This is a genomic window from uncultured Fluviicola sp. (assembly GCF_902168135.1).
Classification (GTDB): domain Bacteria; phylum Bacteroidota; class Bacteroidia; order Flavobacteriales_D; family Crocinitomicaceae; genus Fluviicola.
In genome coordinates this window covers 225,897-242,305 of sequence record NZ_CABHOL010000017.1, presented here as the reverse complement: position 1 = coordinate 242,305, position 16,409 = coordinate 225,897, and the positions used below count along the sequence as shown (strand labels likewise).

Sequence of the window (16,409 nt, the reverse complement as noted above, 5' to 3'; positions counted from 1 at the left end):
TTTTTTGAAAAACCTGAAAGTGAAGCCGATTTTAGAAATAGATGCTGTCAGCAAAAAATACCTGATCCACAAATCCGGACAACAGCCTTATTTAAGTCTGCGCGACTCACTTTCAACGGTATTCCGCAGGAGCAACGGCAAGGAAGCTTTCTGGGCTTTAAAAGACGTTTCTTTCCAGGTTCAGGCCGGTGAAAGCATCGGGATTATCGGAAAGAACGGAGCGGGAAAATCCACGCTTTTAAAGATTCTTTCACAAATTACTCCGCCAACGACCGGAAAAATAACCGCGCGCGGCAGGATTGCTTCTTTGCTGGAAGTCGGAACCGGTTTTCATGCGGAACTTACGGGGAGAGAAAATATTTTCATGAACGGGTCCATCCTTGGAATGCGGAAAGCGGAAATTCTTAAAAACTTTGACGCCATCGTAGATTTTTCGGGTGTTGAACAATTTTTAGACACTCCATTAAAACATTACAGTTCCGGAATGCAGCTGAGACTGGCATTTGCAGTGGCCGCCTTCCTGGAAAATGAAATACTCATTATCGATGAAGTCCTGGCGGTCGGAGATGCCGAATTCCAGAAGAAATGCATGGGAAAAATGGGCGAGGTCTCCAAATCCGGGAGAACCGTTCTTTTCGTCTCACACAACATCGGTGCTGTTAAATCGCTTTGTTCAAGAGGATTGGTACTCAACAAAGGACAATTGGAATTTTCCGGGAACATCGATGAATCGGTTTCTTACTACCAGCAGATGAATTATTCGGAAAATGCACTGCTCAAAGTATTTGAAACTTCGGCTCCTTTCCGAAATGAAACTATTGAATTGATCTCCATTGCAGCAAGTACTCCCAATCAGGATGTACTGTCGGTTTCTCAAAAAATCCGGTTTGAGATTACTTTCAACTGCCTGCTGGAAAATATCAATCTCGACTGTACGATGGAATTCCGGACCATTGAAGAAGTGATCGTATTCCATACAGGTGCATTGGTTTCCCGCAATAGAGATTCCAAAACCGGCCAATACACCGTTGCATTTGAAATGCCCGGATTTTACCTGAATGCAGGTGAATATTCCATTTCACTGATTTTTGGGAAAGACCAGCGCGAACAGCTTTTTGCGATTGATAGCTGCTACTTCTTTAAAATTGATAACGATGCGGTTATCGGAAGCAACAGCGGCCACCTGCCGGGAATATTACGTCCTGATTTCGATTATCAGATTACGCATCAGTCATTCTAACTAACTTGCTTTATGAAAGTACTTTTGCTTGGAATGAATTATGCATCGACCCTCAACTCATTGGTACCGGGTTTTAAAGCTCATTCCATCGAGGTAAAGGCACTCAGTTTTGAGCAGAACAGAAGCGTTTATAACCGTTTCGATCAAATAGATTGTGTTTTCCCGAATTCAGACCTTTCTTTTTTTGCTTACAAATGGAAAACAATCAAAGGATTATTTCGCTTATATGCCTCCGTTAAAAAAGCAGATGTAATCCATGTTTATTCCAACCTGGTGCTTCCCACACGCTACGAACAACGGATCCTGAACCACCTCTTCCTGAAAGTAGCCAGGAACAAGAAGAAATTTGTGACCTATGTCGGCAGCGAAGTACGCATTCCGGAAATGGATTTCGATACAAATCCTTATTACAAAAAGACTTATTCCAATCCGGATTACGAGTACAGCTACGAATCCGAGTCCTGTTCGTTCAAGCATCAACAGAAATTTGCCGACTTGGGTTTCGAACTGATCGGCACTCCCGACACCCTGCACTATATGAATCCCAACTATTTCAAAACGGATAAAGTGGTTTTCCATGCCGGAGTTGCTGAAAAAGGAACCAAATCAGAATCATCCGGAGAAATACTGGTCATTCATGCTCCAACAGCCCCGATTGCCAAAGGAAGCAGTTATATCCGGGAAGCGATGGAGAAAATCTGTGCAAAACACCCGAATGTCCGATTCCGGGAACTTCAACACCTGAGCAACCTAGAATACCAGCACCTCATCAACAACTGTGATATTTACATTGACCAGCTTATCTGGGGATTTCATGGAGTAGCGGCCATCCAGGCAATGGCTTTGGAGAAACCCGTTCTTTGCTACCTGCACCCGGAATTCTTGCAGTATGTGAGTAATCCGCCCATTATCAATTCAAATCCGGATAATTTACCGGACCAACTGGAAGCATTAATTGCCAACCCTGAAAAATTGCCGGAAATTGGAAAAAGATCAAGGGAATATTATCTGCAATTTCACACCCCGGAAAAAGTGGCATCTCAACTAATCCCTTATTATTCGGCATGAAAAAGATCAAAGTTCTTCATTTGCCCTATAACGTGTCATCAGCGGCTTCCATTACCGTGAGTGAGTTAAACAAACGGGATGATGTCATTGCACGAGGTTGCATATTCAGCGACAAACACATCTACACTTCAGAAGAAGGAATCACTTATTATCCCATTCCCAAAAAGGTATTTAGTTTCCGCTTCTTTTCAACGCTATTTTTCCTTGTCCGTAATTTCTTCTGGGCGGATATCATTCACTGGTACTGGGGACCTTTCATGCCACGTACAGCTGATCTTCGTCTACTGAGATTGTTCCGAAAGAAGGTCATCGTTCAATGGCACGGATCCGACATTCGAATTCCGGATATTGTGATGGAAGACAATCCATACTACCGCAAAGTTTATGAGAACAAATCATACGAATACAGTCATCTTGAGTCTCGTATGCAATCGCGAAGCAGGCAGGAACTTTTTAGCAAATTGAAGGCAGTCCCGGTGGTTTACCAGGAATTGGTCCCTTTTATTCAAAAAGATCTGTTTGAAAAGTACTTCGTAATCAGGCACCGCATAGACATCAGCAAATTCAAACCGGCATATCCCGATCCTTTCAAAACGATACCACATGTGATTCATGTGTCTTCCCGGCATTATACAAAAGGAACGGACCAGGTAATTGAAATACTTGAAAAGCTGAGCCAAAATAAATTCTGCACCTACAAAATCATTACCAACGAAACGAGAGAAAGCGTTTTAAAACAGGTTTCCGAATGTGATATTTTCCTGGACCAGTTTATCATCGGTGAATACGGGTTGGCATCTGTCGAGGCCATGGCATTCGGTAAACCGGTAATCAGCTACATCCGGCCTCAGAATATTCAAACGCTTCCATCAAACTTCCCGATGATTATTGCATCTTTGGATGAACTTCGCGAAGCATTGACGGATTTGGTAGAAAATCCTCAGAAACGCACCGAACTGGGACAAAAATCCAGGGATTATGCAGAAAAAAACCATGACTCAGCTGTGGTTGTGAACCAATTGACTGAAGTCTATAAAAAGAACTTAAACAAATCATAACATGTGTGGTATAGCAGGAATCTTCTCTTTTGATCGTACCGTAGATTTTAGTACCATTAAAGCGATGACGGACATTATTTCGCATCGCGGGCCCGATGGAGAAGGACACTGGATCAGTGAAGATCAGCACCTTGCTTTCGGTCATCGCCGCTTATCGATAATCGACCTGTCTGCTCATGCCAATCAGCCCATGCATGCCATGGATCGTTACAGTATTGTTTTCAATGGCGAAATCTATAATTACATCGAATTAAAAGATAAATTACTGGATGCCGGATACCAATTTCATACACAATCCGATACGGAAGTACTGCTTGCTTTATACGATCAGAAAAAAGAAAAATGCCTGGATGACCTGGACGGTATGTTTTCATTTGCAATCTGGGATTCCGTAGAAGAAGAATTGTTCTGTGCCCGCGACCGTTTTGGGGAAAAACCCTTTCACTACTGCTTCCACGAAAATGTTCTTTACTTCGGTTCCGAAATGAAATCCTTTTGGGAAATCGGAATTCCGAAGAAGAGAAATGAAGCCATGTTCGACTATTTCAAACGGGTAAACCTGGCACATGACCCGGAGAAACTGGAACAGACTTTTTACGAGAATACATTCCGCCTGGTTCACGGACATTGGATGAAAGTAAAAAAAGACGGCACGTATATCATCCAAAAATGGTATGATCTCGATTGGAAGAAACAAGATTCGACCCTTTCTTTCGAAGAAGCCTGCGAAGAATTCGACCGTTTGTTCCAATTGAGCCTTACACGCCGTTTCCGTTCTGACGTTCCTGTTGGAACCAGTCTGAGCGGTGGACTGGACAGTTCTTCCATCGTTTGCAACATGGCCAAATATGTCGGTGACAAAAACATCACTCCAAAAACATTTTCTGCCCGTTTTAAGAATTTTAAAAAAGACGAGGGACCTTATATCGATATGGTCATCGAAAAAACCGGATTCATTCCGTTCTCAACCTGGCCTACCGGTCAGGAAATGGCAACAGATTTTGAAAAACTGTGTTTTCACCAGGAAGAACCATTCGGAAGCAGCAGTATTTATGCACAATACCGGGTGCAGCAGCTCGCAAAAGAAAACAATGTAACTGTTTTGATCGACGGACAGGGAGCTGATGAAGTATTGGCAGGATACATCCCTTACTATTACGATTACCTGCAATCGCTGTTTATTACCAAACCTTTCTTTTCAAGGTTCAGAATCAGGGAGCAGCACCGATTTATCGATTTTCACACCCCTCACACAGGGATTAAAAGCTTCGGGCTAAAACTGACCAATTACTACGAATTAAGAGGAAAACTGCTTCCGAACAGGAATGCAAAACGATTGAATGCACACCTCTACAACAACCTGATGTGCGGCGCACTGCAGGAATTATTGCGTTATGCAGACCGTAATTCCATGGCACACAGCCGTGAGGTAAGGCTTCCTTTCCTTTTTCATGAGCTCGTAGAATTTTGTTTTTCCCTTCCGGATGAATACAAACTGAAACTGGGATGGACCAAATACATTATGCGCGTAGCATTTAATGACATCCTCCCGAAAGAAGTATGCTGGAGGAAAGAAAAAGTAGGATTTGAACCGCCCCAGAACCAATGGATGAAAGAAGCAAACCTGGAGGGGACCTGGAGCAGTTATCTATTGAAACATTTTGAATCATGAAGATTCTGATCCTGTCATATTACTATCCGCCTTGTGTGGGAATTGCGCCCAACAGGCCCGCCGCTTTTGCTCAAAATTTTTCTCGCGAAAACGAGGTAAAAGTTATTACACGACACTGGACAGGAACTGAAAATCAATGGACAGATTACCTCATCAGCAATCCTTCACCGAAACAAACAGAAAAGGTCCATGAAAATCTCGAAATAATCAGGCTTCCTTACCGGGAAAAGCTTAGAAAAAATAATGCCGTAAGAACTTTGTGGGATGTACTTTCGGGGAAAGCAGATTCTGAGATCGACAGCGTGCAGTTCTTTTCGGAAGCCTCCGAACTGGTTAATTACTGGAAACCGGATGTGTTATTGGTCAGTTCTCCGCCTCTCAATATTGTGACATTGGCAGCAAAATTGTCAGCAATTCACGAAATTCCATTCGTAGCGGATTTCCGGGATTTTGAGAACCATATCATTCTCAATACGCAAAAAACAACAGACCTGAAAGAACGCATCCTGTTTCACTTCAAGTCGAAGCACATCGTAAAAAAACTGCGGCATTCAAGCGGAGTGACAGCTGTTAACCGGGAAATCATTGAATACTTCAAAAAACAGATCCGAAAACCAGCCGAATTGATCTTCAACGGGTTTGAACAAAACCTGTTTGAGCAATTTATTCCGGTAGAAGCTTTAAAACTCGAACTATTTACGATTTCAATTATCGGGACGGTTTACCAGAACCAGGACCTGGGTATCTTTTTGGAGGCTTTTCAAAAAGTCTTGCAGACCATTCCGGATGCAAAAATCCGCTTTCAGTTCATCGGTACCAATTCCATACCTGAAATGGGGGCACGCATCAGGGAAGCACTTCCTGCCGATAAGATCTTATTAACCGACCGCATTCCGCGACAGGAAGCCATCCGTTACATGGAACAAAGCCATTTATTGTGGCAGCCCGAAATGAAAGGTTATACTGGAATGTATACAGGAAAAATATTCGAATACCTGGGCGCGAAAAGAACCATCCTGGTTGCTCCTTCTCTTGGAGACGTCCTCGACAAGCTTTTGGAAGAAACCCAAGCCGGGAAATCCTTTCATTCCAATGAGGAAATTGCAGCATATATTCTTCAAAAATACACTGAATGGGAAGAAACCGGTTCTACCCGTTACGAAGGAAACGAAGAATCCATTTCTTTTTATTCCCGGGAAAAGCAATCAGAAAGACTGCTTGATTTTATGCGATCAGTTGTCAAAAAGAATTGACCGCTCCAATAATCGTTTCAACCTCCAGGTCAGTTAATATGTGGCTCATCGGCAAGCTCAACACCTCTTCATGTATGCTTTCAGTTAACGGAAAAGACAACTCGTTCCACTCCGAATAAGCTTCTTGTTTGTGAGGCGGAATCGGATAATGGATCATCGTCTGTATTCCCTTTTCGAGCAAGTATTCCTGCAACTTTGAGCGTTCCTTTGTTCGGACAACAAACAAATGCCACACATGCTCACTCCCATCGACCGGAATTTCCGGCAAATGGATCTTCGGGTTAGTAATGCCGTTTATGTAACGTCGAGCAATGTTTCTTCTCACTTCATTTTCAGCATCCAAAAAAGGAAGTTTAACGGATAAATAGCCGGCCTGAAGTTCATCCAACCTGCTATTCACTCCCTTCACCAAATTCTGATATTTCTTCTGTGAGCCATAATTACCGAGCACACGAACCATTCGCGCCAATTCATCATCATTGGTTGTCACAGCTCCCCCATCCCCCAAACATCCCAGGTTCTTTCCCGGATAAAAACTGAAACCTGATGCCAATCCTAAATTTCCTGTTTTTCGCGCTCCGAAATGCGCTCCGATTGCCTGGGCATTATCTTCAATACATAAAAGCTTATGCCGCTCCAGCAAATCCTCCAATTCCTCCGACCAGGAAGCTCGTCCATAGAGATGTACATTCAATATTGCTTTCGTTCCGGAAGTAATTGATTTCTGCAACTCAACACAAGAAATATTGTAAGTTCCGGGATCCGGTTCTACCAAAACAGGCACTAACCCGTTTTCTGAAATTGCCAAAATGGAAGCTATATAAGTATTTGCAGGTACCAATACCTCATCTCCGGGTTTCAAATATCCCAATTGCAGACAAGCACGAAGAATGAGGATCAGGGCATCAAGACCATTAGCAACACCAACAGCATGTTTCGTCCCGATATAAGCCGCAAGTTCCTGTTCGAAATCCGTAACCATTTTCCCCTGTATATACCATCCCGAGTCAATCAGTTCTGTACTTTTTTGGATCAATGCGTCCCGATGCCGGGCATTTATTTGCTGAAGGTCTAAAAATTTAATCATTGATTTTTCGGATAAATCTTGCAGGCGAGCCCATCCAAAGCTCTCCTGCTGGAATTGATTTTGTGACAAGTGAACCTGCTCCGACAAGAGCACCTTTACCAATGGTGATTCCTCCTAAAATAACAGCACCTGCTCCGATAGATACTCCGTCCTCTATCACGCATTCCTGGAAACTTTCCGGATATTGCTTTGAACGCGGGTACTTGTCATTTGTAAAAGTTACATTCGGGCCGATAAATACGTTGTTGCCAATCCGCAGTCCGTCCCACAGGTAAACGCCGCTTTTTACGGTACAATTATTTCCTATGATTACATCATTCTCAATAAAAGTGTGGCAATTCACATTACAGTTCTCACCGATCCGGGCTCCTTCCAGGATAATGGCAAACTGCCATACAACCGTTCCGTCACCGATTTTTGTAGATTGGACATCTGAAAGCGGATGGATCTTTACCCCGGTCATTTCACCTGCATTTGTTGAAACTCCTCATAACTGCGGATATAATCACTCTCATCGTACAGCGAATTTGTAATGACCAACTGAACGGCTGTATGTGAATAAGCCATCTCATGCCAGGTCAAAGCCGGAATATATAAACCTTCATTCGGGTTTTTCAATACAAAGAGTTCTTTCTCACCGTTTATGGATTCGGTTGTAACTTCAATAATCCCGGAAAGTGCAATCAGGATCATCTCGGTATTGTAATGCGTATGCCTTCCTCTGGTAATACTGTCGGGAGTGAAATACGTCCAAAAAACGCGTTTGATATCAAACGGAACCTCTCCAAAAGACTCACCTACTGACAAATAACCTTCGGATGGTTTTCCTATTTTTTTGAATGATATGATCTTGACTTTTGAGTTCATTTAAAAATGTATTGATTATGGGGATCATTCGGAATCTAAAGTAACGATTTTCAAATGAATGAATGTATATTTACCCTCTTTTTACTGCTTATATCTCCATGATACTTTTTATCAAAAATCATTTTTTTGCAATTGCGATCGGCCTATGCATAATGTTCAATGGGTTTATGAATGTGCTGAACATAGATCAAATACGCAAAAACTCAAAACCCAACGATACTATTAATGCCGGTTCTCTCGTAAAAGACCAAACAATTTACAGTATTGACAATGAATATTATTTATCACCGGTTGATAATTATATCCGGGGGGAAGGCTGGAAAAGAAGCCCCGCGGTAAGTGATGGCGATTATTTTCGCAGGGTTCCGGGTTATTCTTTGGTATACCTGCTTTTTCACAAACTTTTCGGCAGCGAGAACCTCTGGTTTTTCCTGAAACTGTTCCAATTTCTCTTATTCATGCTAACCATTCCGCTGTTCTACCGGATCTGCACGTTCCTTACAAACGGTATCGGAGCGAAAATAGCAACGGTCATTTATGCGGCTACTCCCATGGCAGGAGGTTGGGTTTTTTATACCATCACAGAAGGAATCACACCCGAATTGATGGTTATCTACCTGTATTTCACCTGCAAAGGATTCCAAAGCATCGAAAAACGGAAAAAAACCGTTTTCTATTCCCTTGCAATGCTCTTCCTCACTTATCTGGTTCTGACTCGTCCATACGCAGCCATAGCCGGAATTATTCTTGTATTTGCCGCACTCAAAGACCTTTCTGCATTAAAGCGTAAATTCTTACCCGGATTTGCTGTCATCTTTCTTATAGGTTTTATCGGGATAGGTTCCTGGGCACTAAGAAACTACCGGCTTACCGGAGAAACAGTATTCCTGGAAAAAGCTTATCATCCGCAAAGTCTTGACCGCATGAAGCCGGAATTCCGCGGAATGTTCAGTTTTGCCAAATGCTGGGGAGAAGACGGTGATCGGTTCAACAGGTACCATCAACCTTTTTATTTTGCAGCTTTAGCGGGTGACACTCAGGACGTGGAAATCCGGAAAGTCATCGGTCAGCTTCCACCTGCTGTAGTTTCCGATTTTGGGAATGACCGATTATCCCGGGTGCTCAAACTCCATCAAAGAGCCATTGCGATTCAGAAACCGTATTATGACGAAGAAAAAGCACAGCCGGACACTTATTTCCCCGAACAGTTGCAAGCTGAGGAAGCTTACAATCAATTGATCAAAGAATACAAAAACAAACACTTATTCGGTTATTGGATTGGTTCTCCACTCATGTATCTGAAACGAATGGTTGTTCACTCCAACACTGCACATGTTTTTATTTTTCAAGGAAATATCCCGCTTCCTCTTCGCGCCTACAAGACCTTACTGCTGTTAATCCATCTATTTATCTTCGGCGCAGTTATTTTCAATGTATTCCGGATCAAAAAACGGTTTGATTACGTTGTCTATGTGATAACCCCGTTGTTATTCATTTTCTTTTTCAGCTTTATCCACCGCGAAATCGAACAACGGTATATGCTTCCTGTATTACCGATCATGATTATCGGTTCTTCGCTGCTGCTAACGGATATTTCAAATAAATTCGGATTGCTGATTAATCGTTTCAGATAAAACAAATTCTTGAAATCAATGTTCTTCCACAATAGTATACTGTGGACGGTTTCGAACTTCATCAAGAATACGCCACAGGTATTCCCCCAGAATCCCCAATCCAATCATTTGGAATGATCCGATAAACAGGACCGCTATCATTAAAGCCGACCATCCCTCTATCTCAATGTTACCGGTGAGTTTGTTGATCAGGATGTAGATGGAATAAACCAGCGACAAAAACCCGAATAGCAGTCCGGTTACACTTAAGATTCTTATCGGAACAAATGAAAATGCGATAAATGAATCGATGAACAACTTCATTTTCTTTTTGAAAGTCCAGCGGCTTTTTCCCATTTTTCGTTCCTGCCGGGTATAAGGAATCGTTGCGGTTGGATATCCCAGAACAAACATGAGGTACAAAATATTGGTATTCTTCTCACCGGTGAGTAAAACCTGATCTTTCACAACTTTATCAAAAAGCACAAAATCAAAACCTCCTTTCGGTAAATCCGAAATAGCATATTTGCGCATCAATGAATTAAACAGTTTGGAGGTACTTTTAGATACAAATCCATCCATGTTATTCGCACGCTGACCGATCACCAATTTAAATCCGTTCTTCCAATGCCTGTACATCTCAACCGTAAGTTCTAAAGGGTCCTGAAGATCCGCAGATACCACCACATTGATATCTCCCATTGCTTTTTTCATTCCTGCGGTGATCGCTATGTACGAACCTACGTTTTTACCAAATCGAAGCAGACGCACTTTTCCCGGATGGGCCTGATGGATCTTCTGAAGCTCGTTCCAGGTATTATCCTTGCTTCCGTCGTCAATAAAAACGTACTCAAATCCTACTTCATCCCCGAAAAGTTTTTCATTTTCAAGCAATTTTGAAAATGTTGCAGGAATATTCGGCTCATTATAATAGCAGGGGATTATGAACGAAAATTTCGTTTTCATACGGAGAGAGAGTTTGGACGCAAAATTGTAGTGCCGCAAATTTAATCAAATCACCAGACCTGTAGAAATAAACCATAATTTTAGCTCAAATTTCTGCACTTGAAGATTTGTTACATCATATCAGATATCCACAAAGCCGTTTACTTTGAGCAAACGGCACTTCATTTAAAAGCAATCAACCTGGATGTCTGCTACATACTCATCAATTGCACAAACGGTGAACTTCATCGATTCCTTATTTCAAACGGTTTTCGCGTACATACACTGGAAGCTGGAAGTTTATTAAAATCCCGAAAAGTAATTCTTGCGTGCAAAAAACTGTTGAAAGAAGCGTCTGTTGACCTGGTACACTGCCACCTGGCGCATGCCAATTGGATTGGTCTCTGGGGAGCGAAGCTCGCCGGGATTCCGCATAGGATTTACACCCGGCATTCGGGAAAACCGCTGCATTTGGATTGGAAAGAACGCATCATCGACAAGGTACAGAACAGACTGGCTACTAAAATCGTTGCGATTTCAAAAAACGTGGATGAATTATTAATCAGCCAAGGCATTCAGTACCGCAAACGTGTGTTAATTCATCACGGGTTTGAACTTGAACGATTTTCAAAGAATGATCCGGTGGAAGTTGAACGCTTGAAACGACTATATAATCCGGAAAATCAAAAACCTGTAATAGGTGTTATTGCCCGCTGGCTTGAATTGAAAGGAATCCAATACACGATCGATGCTTTCAGCAAACTACTGAAACAACACCCGGATGCTTTATTATGTCTTTTCGGAGCTTCGGAACATGGAGATTATGTGTCAGAAATAAAAAACAAGCTCTGTCAGCTTCCGGAAAAAAATTACCGTGTTATCCCTTTTGAGAATAATGTATTTGACCTCTACCGGTTGTTTGACTGTTATGTTCACGTTCCTGTTAATGAAAACTGTGAGGCTTTCGGACAAACTTACGTGGAAGCTTTAGCTGCGCAAATCCCCTCTATTTTTACATTAAGCGGCGTGGCCCGGGAATTTATATCGCACGAAGAAAATGCACTGGTTGTTCCATTCCGGGATTCGAATGCTATTTATGATGCAATGATCCGTATACTGAACGACCAACAGCTCTGCACAAAACTGAAAACGAATGGTGTTCGGGATGTAAACCACTTATTCGGCTTCAGCACCTATATTTCAAATCTTCAAAAACTGTACACATCTTAGCACATGTTCCTTTCAATCATTATTCCGACATACAATCGTGCACACTTGATCGAACACACGCTAAAAAGGGTTCTGGATCAATCCTGTGATGATTTTGAAGTGATTGTAATTGACGATGGAAGTTCGGACAATACCGAAGAAATTGTTCAGCCATTTCTTTCGGAGAAAGTGCGTTATTACCGCATTTCCAACAGCGAACGCGGTGCTGCAAGAAATCGCGGAACGGAATATGCCAGAGGCGAGTACATCAATTGGTTCGACAGTGATGACGAAATGCTTCCGCACCATGTAGCACATATCAAAGAGCTTTGTACCCGGCATGAAAATCCGGAAGTGGCAAATGTCATGTACCAGATTAAAGACTCCGTTTCCGGGAAACTTACTCCTGTTCAGTCTGCTTATTCGGGCGGGAAAAAGCGGCGGAAAAATTTCCTGATCGAAGGAAATTACCTGGCCTGCAATCCCGTGATCGTTCGCAGGGACATTGCTCTTGAGAACCCATTCATAGAAGACCGTGCATTAAGTGCCAGTGAAGATTATGAGTTATGGCTTCGTTTGCTCGCGAAATATCGATTTCATCAGTCTGCGGAAATTACTTCCTATTTAATTCAGCACGCAGAACGAAGCGTCAATACAATGACCGATCCCGACAAACTGGAAACACGATTTTTAACTTTCCTGAAGTACATTGATGAAAACGAAGCCTTAAAGCAATTCTTAGGAAACGACTACCCGTATTTTGTCATGCGTAATTACCTCATACTCGCCGTGGACCTGGCTTTCAACAACCACAGGCAAAAAGGTTTCTTCTACCTGAAAAAAGCACTGCGTGAACATAAAAGCGCCTTGAAGCAGCGGGTATTTTGGGCAACGCTAAAACACCTTGTTTTGTAACTTTCTACAAACGTTCACCTGAAGTTGTCAAATGTTCATTCAATACTTCTACTTATTTTTTAGTCTAAAAAAATGCCTGATCATAAGCAGATGCTGTTAAATTTGCAGGATGCTTGATTCCCAATATCAACAATGCGTAAGATGCGTGATGGACACTAGTGATCCCGATATTGTGTTCAATGCTGACGGCACCTGCAATCATTGCACCGATTACATACTGAGGATTAATCCCTTATTTGATGATCCGAAAAGAAACGAAGAAAGAGTTAGAAACCTCTTCGAACAAATAAAATCCAAAGGCGGTCAAAAACCATATGATTCGATAATCGGTATCAGTGGAGGTGTTGACAGCTGCTATACTGCGTATTATGCCAAAATAAACGGGTTGAATCCATTGCTGGTCCATCTGGATAATGGCTGGAATACGGAATTGGCTGTCCAAAATATTCAAACCGTTGCGGAGAAACTGGACCTGGATCTGGAAACCGTAGTACTTGATTGGTCAGAATTCCGGGAAATCCAATTGGCTTTTTTAAGATCTTCCATTGTTGATATTGAAATCCCAAGTGATTTAGCCATTCCCGCAGCGTTGCACCAGATCGCCGATAAACACGGTGTGAAAACCATTCTTTCCGGGGGAAATTATTCATCAGAAGGAATTTTACCGCTGCAGTGGGGATATCATGTTATGAAAGACATGAAACTCTATCGCCATATAGTTCGTAAATTCAGTAAGGTTAAACGGAAGAAAACTCCCGGATTCGGTCTATGTAAAGAGTTCTGGTATAAAATGATCAAAGGGATTAAAACGTATTATCCGTTAAACTTTATCAACTATAATAAGGACGAAGCACGTTTACTCCTTGAAAAAGAACTGGGATGTAAATTCCCGGACAGAAAACATCATGAATCGCGTTATACAAGCTTTTGGCAATCTTACATGATGCCCGTAAAATATGGTTTTGACTACCGGTTGGCAACTTTTTCAACGCAAATATGCTCCGGACAAATTACGCAGGAAGAAGCATTAGAAGAACTGAAAAATCTTCCTTACAATGTGGAAACCATTGGAAGAGAGAAACATTTCATTTGTAAAAAGCTGCAAATCTCTCCTGAAGAGTTTGATAAAATACTCCGCCAAAAACCTTTGACTTATAAAGATTTCCCTAATTCAAAAAAGCGAATTAACTTCGTCTACAGCGTTTATCGTTTCTTATTTCCAAAAAGATAGTTCATGAACCAGTCAAAAAAGAATATATTGATTACCGGAGGAGCGGGTTTTATTCCTTCTTCCCTTGCTGACAAGCTGCTGGAAAACCCGGATTATTTTGTGGTTTTAGTGGACAATTTCCTGACGGGAAGAAAAGAAAATATCCCGCAGCACCCGAACTGCAAGTTCATTCACGGAAACGTCAATAATTTCGATGACATTGCACCGATTTTCAGCCTTTATAATTTCGACTACGTTTTCCATTATGCTGCCGTTGTTGGTGTGAAAAGAACCTTGGAAAATCCTATCATGGTTTTGGATGACATCTATGGTATCCGCAATATTCTTGATTTGTCGAAACGAACAGGGGTAAGACGTGTTTTCTATTCTTCCTCTTCGGAAGTCTACGGCGAGCCGGTTCATTTACCGCAGCACGAAACAATAACCCCGCTTAATTCACGACTCCCCTATGCTGTTGTAAAAAATGTAGGCGAATCTTATTTTCGTTCCTACCACCAGGAGTACGGATTGGATTACACCATTTTCCGCTTTTTCAATACTTACGGCCCTAAACAAAGTACCGATTTTGTGATGTCCCGCTTTATCCGCCTTGCTCTTGCCAACAAAGATATTCCGATCTACGGGGACGGTACTCAGACAAGAACTTTTTGTTTCATTGAAGACCACCTGGATGCCTGTATCAAAGCAATGGAGTCTGACCTGATTGTAAATGATGTGGCAAACATTGGGAACGGCGACATTGTGACTATCATGGAATTGGCAGAAACAATTATTCGTCTGACGAACTCCCAATCCAAAATCATTCACTTACCACCTTTGGAAGAAGGCGATATGACCCGAAGACAACCGGATACCGCAAAAATGAGTCAATTATTAGGAAGGCCCTTCACTTCACTGGAAAAAGGCATTCAGATAATTTTGAATAATCTGAGATAAATCTGTAAATTGACCGGAAGTTAATTTAATCATCAGTGTAACTGCAACCGTGGAATGAAGAATGTCCTTTACTTGTCGTATGACGGCATGACTGATCCTTTGGGACAAAGCCAGGTATTGCCATATTTGATTGGGCTGAGCAAAAAGGGATTTCAATTTACACTGATCAGTTTCGAGAAATCAGACCGTTATTCCCAGGAAAAGGGAAAAATAGAAATTCTCTGCATAGAACACAACATTCTTTGGAAGCCTCTGGTTTACACGAAAAATCCACCTGTACTTTCAACCTTACTGGATATTCGCCGGATGCGTAAATTGGCTTTTGAACTTCACCGGGAAAAACAGTTTCAATTGGTGCACTGCAGAAGTTATATCAGCGCCATGGTAGGTTTAAAACTGAAGCAGGAAAAAGGAGTCAGAATGCTTTTCGACATGCGTGGTTTTTGGGCTGATGAGCGTGTAGAAGGAAAGATTTGGAATTTGAAAAACCCGCTTTTTAAATTCATCTATTCTTATTTCAAAAAGATGGAACGCAGATACTTTGAAGAAAGCGACGCCATTGTCAGTCTGACTGAAATAGGAAAAAAGGAAATTTTATCCTGGAACCTGAAAGGTGTTACCCATGAAAAAATCCAGGTTATTCCATGTTGTGTGGATCTAAACCTGTTCGACCCCAAAAAAACAGATTCTGACTCACTGGAGATTAAGAAATCGGAATATCATTTAAACGGCAAATACATCGTAGGATACGTAGGCTCCATCGGGACCTGGTACCAGTTGCGAGAAATGCTCCTGGCATTCAAACACATCACTCATTTAAAACCAAATGCTGTTTTCCTGTTCATAACACGGGAATCACCATCTACCATTCAAACAGAAGCCAGGGAATTGGGTATCGATTCCGATTCTCTGCGTGTTGTTTCTGTTCAGCATCAAAAAGTTCCCGGTTACATTTCTCTTTTTGATTGTTCGATCTTTTTTATTCGTCCCAGTTTTTCCAAAAAAGCTTCTTCTCCGACCAAACAAGGTGAGATTATGGCTATGGGAATCCCGCTTATTTGCAACGCCGGAGTTGGTGATACCGATCAAATCGTGCAGCGTTACAATGCAGGACTTGTTTTAAAAGACACTACAGAAACCAGTTTGAGTTCTTTCTCTTTGGATTTCCCAGGCTTTACCCCAGAAAAAGCAACCGCAGGCGCCTGCGAATATTTCAGCCTGGAAAAAGGTGTAGCAGAATATTTCTCTGTTTATGACCGGTTCATTGGTTGATTTTTTAAAAAATGAAGCATAAAAAAAGCCCCGAAACTCGAGG

15 protein-coding genes are annotated in these 16,409 nt (G+C 41.9%); 11 read left to right on the top strand and 4 right to left on the bottom strand.

Going from position 1 to position 16,409, the window contains the following annotated elements; all coding sequences use genetic code 11:
- The first annotated feature begins 19 nt into the window (after nucleotides 1-19).
- The 5 genes from QZT69_RS06535 to QZT69_RS06515 are packed head-to-tail and all read left to right on the top strand — an operon-like array spanning nucleotide 20 to nucleotide 6,291.
- Complete coding sequence (locus tag QZT69_RS06535) at nucleotides 20-1,240, top strand: ABC transporter ATP-binding protein (protein ID WP_294671987.1); 1,221 nt, start codon at nucleotides 20-22, stop codon at nucleotides 1,238-1,240.
- Nucleotides 1,241-1,252: 12 nt separating this feature from the next.
- Nucleotides 1,253-2,308 (top strand): glycosyltransferase, encoded by a 1,056-nt coding sequence (locus QZT69_RS06530; protein ID WP_294671984.1) that lies wholly within the window; start codon nucleotides 1,253-1,255, stop codon nucleotides 2,306-2,308.
- Nucleotides 2,305-3,366 (top strand): glycosyltransferase, encoded by a 1,062-nt coding sequence (locus QZT69_RS06525; RefSeq protein WP_294671981.1) that lies wholly within the window; start codon nucleotides 2,305-2,307, stop codon nucleotides 3,364-3,366. The genes QZT69_RS06530 and QZT69_RS06525 overlap by 4 nt, the downstream gene beginning before the upstream one ends.
- A 1-nt stretch (nucleotide 3,367) precedes the next feature.
- Entirely contained in the window at nucleotides 3,368-5,038 is a 1,671-nt protein-coding gene (asnB, locus tag QZT69_RS06520) for an asparagine synthase (glutamine-hydrolyzing) (RefSeq protein WP_294671979.1), read from the top strand.
- The gene (locus tag QZT69_RS06515; RefSeq protein WP_294671976.1) at nucleotides 5,035-6,291 is read left to right on the top strand and encodes a hypothetical protein; all 1,257 of its coding nucleotides are present in this window, start codon (nucleotides 5,035-5,037) and stop codon (nucleotides 6,289-6,291) included. The genes asnB and QZT69_RS06515 overlap by 4 nt, the downstream gene beginning before the upstream one ends.
- On the opposite strand, the gene QZT69_RS06510 is transcribed toward QZT69_RS06515, so the two are convergent.
- The 3 genes from QZT69_RS06510 to QZT69_RS06500 are packed head-to-tail and all read right to left on the bottom strand — an operon-like array spanning nucleotide 6,278 to nucleotide 8,245.
- Nucleotides 6,278-7,378 carry a DegT/DnrJ/EryC1/StrS aminotransferase family protein gene (locus tag QZT69_RS06510; RefSeq protein WP_294671973.1) on the bottom strand — a complete coding sequence of 367 codons (1,101 nt, stop codon included), beginning with the start codon at nucleotides 7,376-7,378 and terminating at the stop codon, nucleotides 6,278-6,280. The two genes, QZT69_RS06515 and QZT69_RS06510, sit on opposite strands and share 14 nt — an antisense overlap.
- Nucleotides 7,371-7,841, bottom strand: coding sequence for an acyltransferase (locus QZT69_RS06505; protein WP_294671972.1), 471 nt, complete (start codon nucleotides 7,839-7,841; stop codon nucleotides 7,371-7,373). The genes QZT69_RS06510 and QZT69_RS06505 overlap by 8 nt, the downstream gene beginning before the upstream one ends.
- On the bottom strand, nucleotides 7,838-8,245 hold the full coding sequence (locus QZT69_RS06500; protein ID WP_294671969.1) for an FdtA/QdtA family cupin domain-containing protein: 408 nt from the start codon (nucleotides 8,243-8,245) through the stop codon (nucleotides 7,838-7,840). The genes QZT69_RS06505 and QZT69_RS06500 overlap by 4 nt, the downstream gene beginning before the upstream one ends.
- 167 nt (nucleotides 8,246-8,412) lie before the next feature.
- Here QZT69_RS06500 and QZT69_RS06495 point away from each other — a divergent pair, with 167 nt between their 5' ends.
- Nucleotides 8,413-9,879 (top strand): glycosyltransferase family 39 protein, encoded by a 1,467-nt coding sequence (locus tag QZT69_RS06495; RefSeq protein WP_294671967.1) that lies wholly within the window; start codon nucleotides 8,413-8,415, stop codon nucleotides 9,877-9,879.
- A gap of 15 nt (nucleotides 9,880-9,894) precedes the next feature.
- Here the strand turns inward: QZT69_RS06495 and QZT69_RS06490 are convergent, their stop codons facing one another.
- Complete coding sequence (locus QZT69_RS06490; protein ID WP_294671964.1) at nucleotides 9,895-10,824, bottom strand: glycosyltransferase family 2 protein; 930 nt, start codon at nucleotides 10,822-10,824, stop codon at nucleotides 9,895-9,897.
- A gap of 99 nt (nucleotides 10,825-10,923) precedes the next feature.
- On the opposite strand from QZT69_RS06490, the gene QZT69_RS06485 reads away from it, so the two are divergent.
- The 5 genes from QZT69_RS06485 (at nucleotide 10,924) to QZT69_RS06465 (ending at nucleotide 16,366) form a co-directional block, all read left to right on the top strand.
- A complete protein-coding gene (locus QZT69_RS06485) occupies nucleotides 10,924-12,033 on the top strand; it encodes a glycosyltransferase family 4 protein (RefSeq protein ID WP_294671962.1) in 1,110 nt (369 codons plus the stop codon).
- Between the two features lie 3 nt (nucleotides 12,034-12,036).
- Nucleotides 12,037-12,927 (top strand): glycosyltransferase family A protein, encoded by an 891-nt coding sequence (locus QZT69_RS06480; RefSeq protein ID WP_294671960.1) that lies wholly within the window; start codon nucleotides 12,037-12,039, stop codon nucleotides 12,925-12,927.
- Nucleotides 12,928-13,036: 109 nt separating this feature from the next.
- On the top strand, nucleotides 13,037-14,158 hold the full coding sequence (locus tag QZT69_RS06475) for an N-acetyl sugar amidotransferase (protein ID WP_294671957.1): 1,122 nt from the start codon (nucleotides 13,037-13,039) through the stop codon (nucleotides 14,156-14,158).
- A 3-nt stretch (nucleotides 14,159-14,161) separates the two neighbouring features.
- A complete protein-coding gene (locus QZT69_RS06470; RefSeq protein WP_294671955.1) occupies nucleotides 14,162-15,094 on the top strand; it encodes an NAD-dependent epimerase/dehydratase family protein in 933 nt (310 codons plus the stop codon).
- A gap of 54 nt (nucleotides 15,095-15,148) precedes the next feature.
- Entirely contained in the window at nucleotides 15,149-16,366 is a 1,218-nt protein-coding gene (locus QZT69_RS06465; RefSeq protein WP_294671952.1) for a glycosyltransferase, read from the top strand.
- Nucleotides 16,367-16,409 lie beyond the last annotated feature (43 nt).

Bases quoted from the DNA above. Each gene is read 5' to 3' on its own strand.
- QZT69_RS06530 (WP_294671984.1), top strand. From the start codon at position 1,253: ATGAAAGTACTTTTGCTTGGAATGAATTATGCATCGACCCTCAACTCA.
- QZT69_RS06525 (WP_294671981.1), top strand. From the start codon at position 2,305: ATGAAAAAGATCAAAGTTCTTCATTTGCCCTATAACGTGTCATCAGCG.
- asnB (WP_294671979.1), top strand. From the start codon at position 3,368: ATGTGTGGTATAGCAGGAATCTTCTCTTTTGATCGTACCGTAGATTTT.
- QZT69_RS06515 (WP_294671976.1), top strand. From the start codon at position 5,035: ATGAAGATTCTGATCCTGTCATATTACTATCCGCCTTGTGTGGGAATT.
- QZT69_RS06510 (WP_294671973.1), bottom strand. From the start codon at position 7,378: ATGATTAAATTTTTAGACCTTCAGCAAATAAATGCCCGGCATCGGGAC.
- QZT69_RS06505 (WP_294671972.1), bottom strand. From the start codon at position 7,841: ATGACCGGGGTAAAGATCCATCCGCTTTCAGATGTCCAATCTACAAAA.
- QZT69_RS06500 (WP_294671969.1), bottom strand. From the start codon at position 8,245: ATGAACTCAAAAGTCAAGATCATATCATTCAAAAAAATAGGAAAACCA.
- QZT69_RS06495 (WP_294671967.1), top strand. From the start codon at position 8,413: ATGAATGTGCTGAACATAGATCAAATACGCAAAAACTCAAAACCCAAC.
- QZT69_RS06490 (WP_294671964.1), bottom strand. From the start codon at position 10,824: ATGAAAACGAAATTTTCGTTCATAATCCCCTGCTATTATAATGAGCCG.
- QZT69_RS06480 (WP_294671960.1), top strand. From the start codon at position 12,037: ATGTTCCTTTCAATCATTATTCCGACATACAATCGTGCACACTTGATC.
- QZT69_RS06475 (WP_294671957.1), top strand. From the start codon at position 13,037: ATGCTTGATTCCCAATATCAACAATGCGTAAGATGCGTGATGGACACT.
- QZT69_RS06470 (WP_294671955.1), top strand. From the start codon at position 14,162: ATGAACCAGTCAAAAAAGAATATATTGATTACCGGAGGAGCGGGTTTT.
- QZT69_RS06465 (WP_294671952.1), top strand. From the start codon at position 15,149: ATGAAGAATGTCCTTTACTTGTCGTATGACGGCATGACTGATCCTTTG.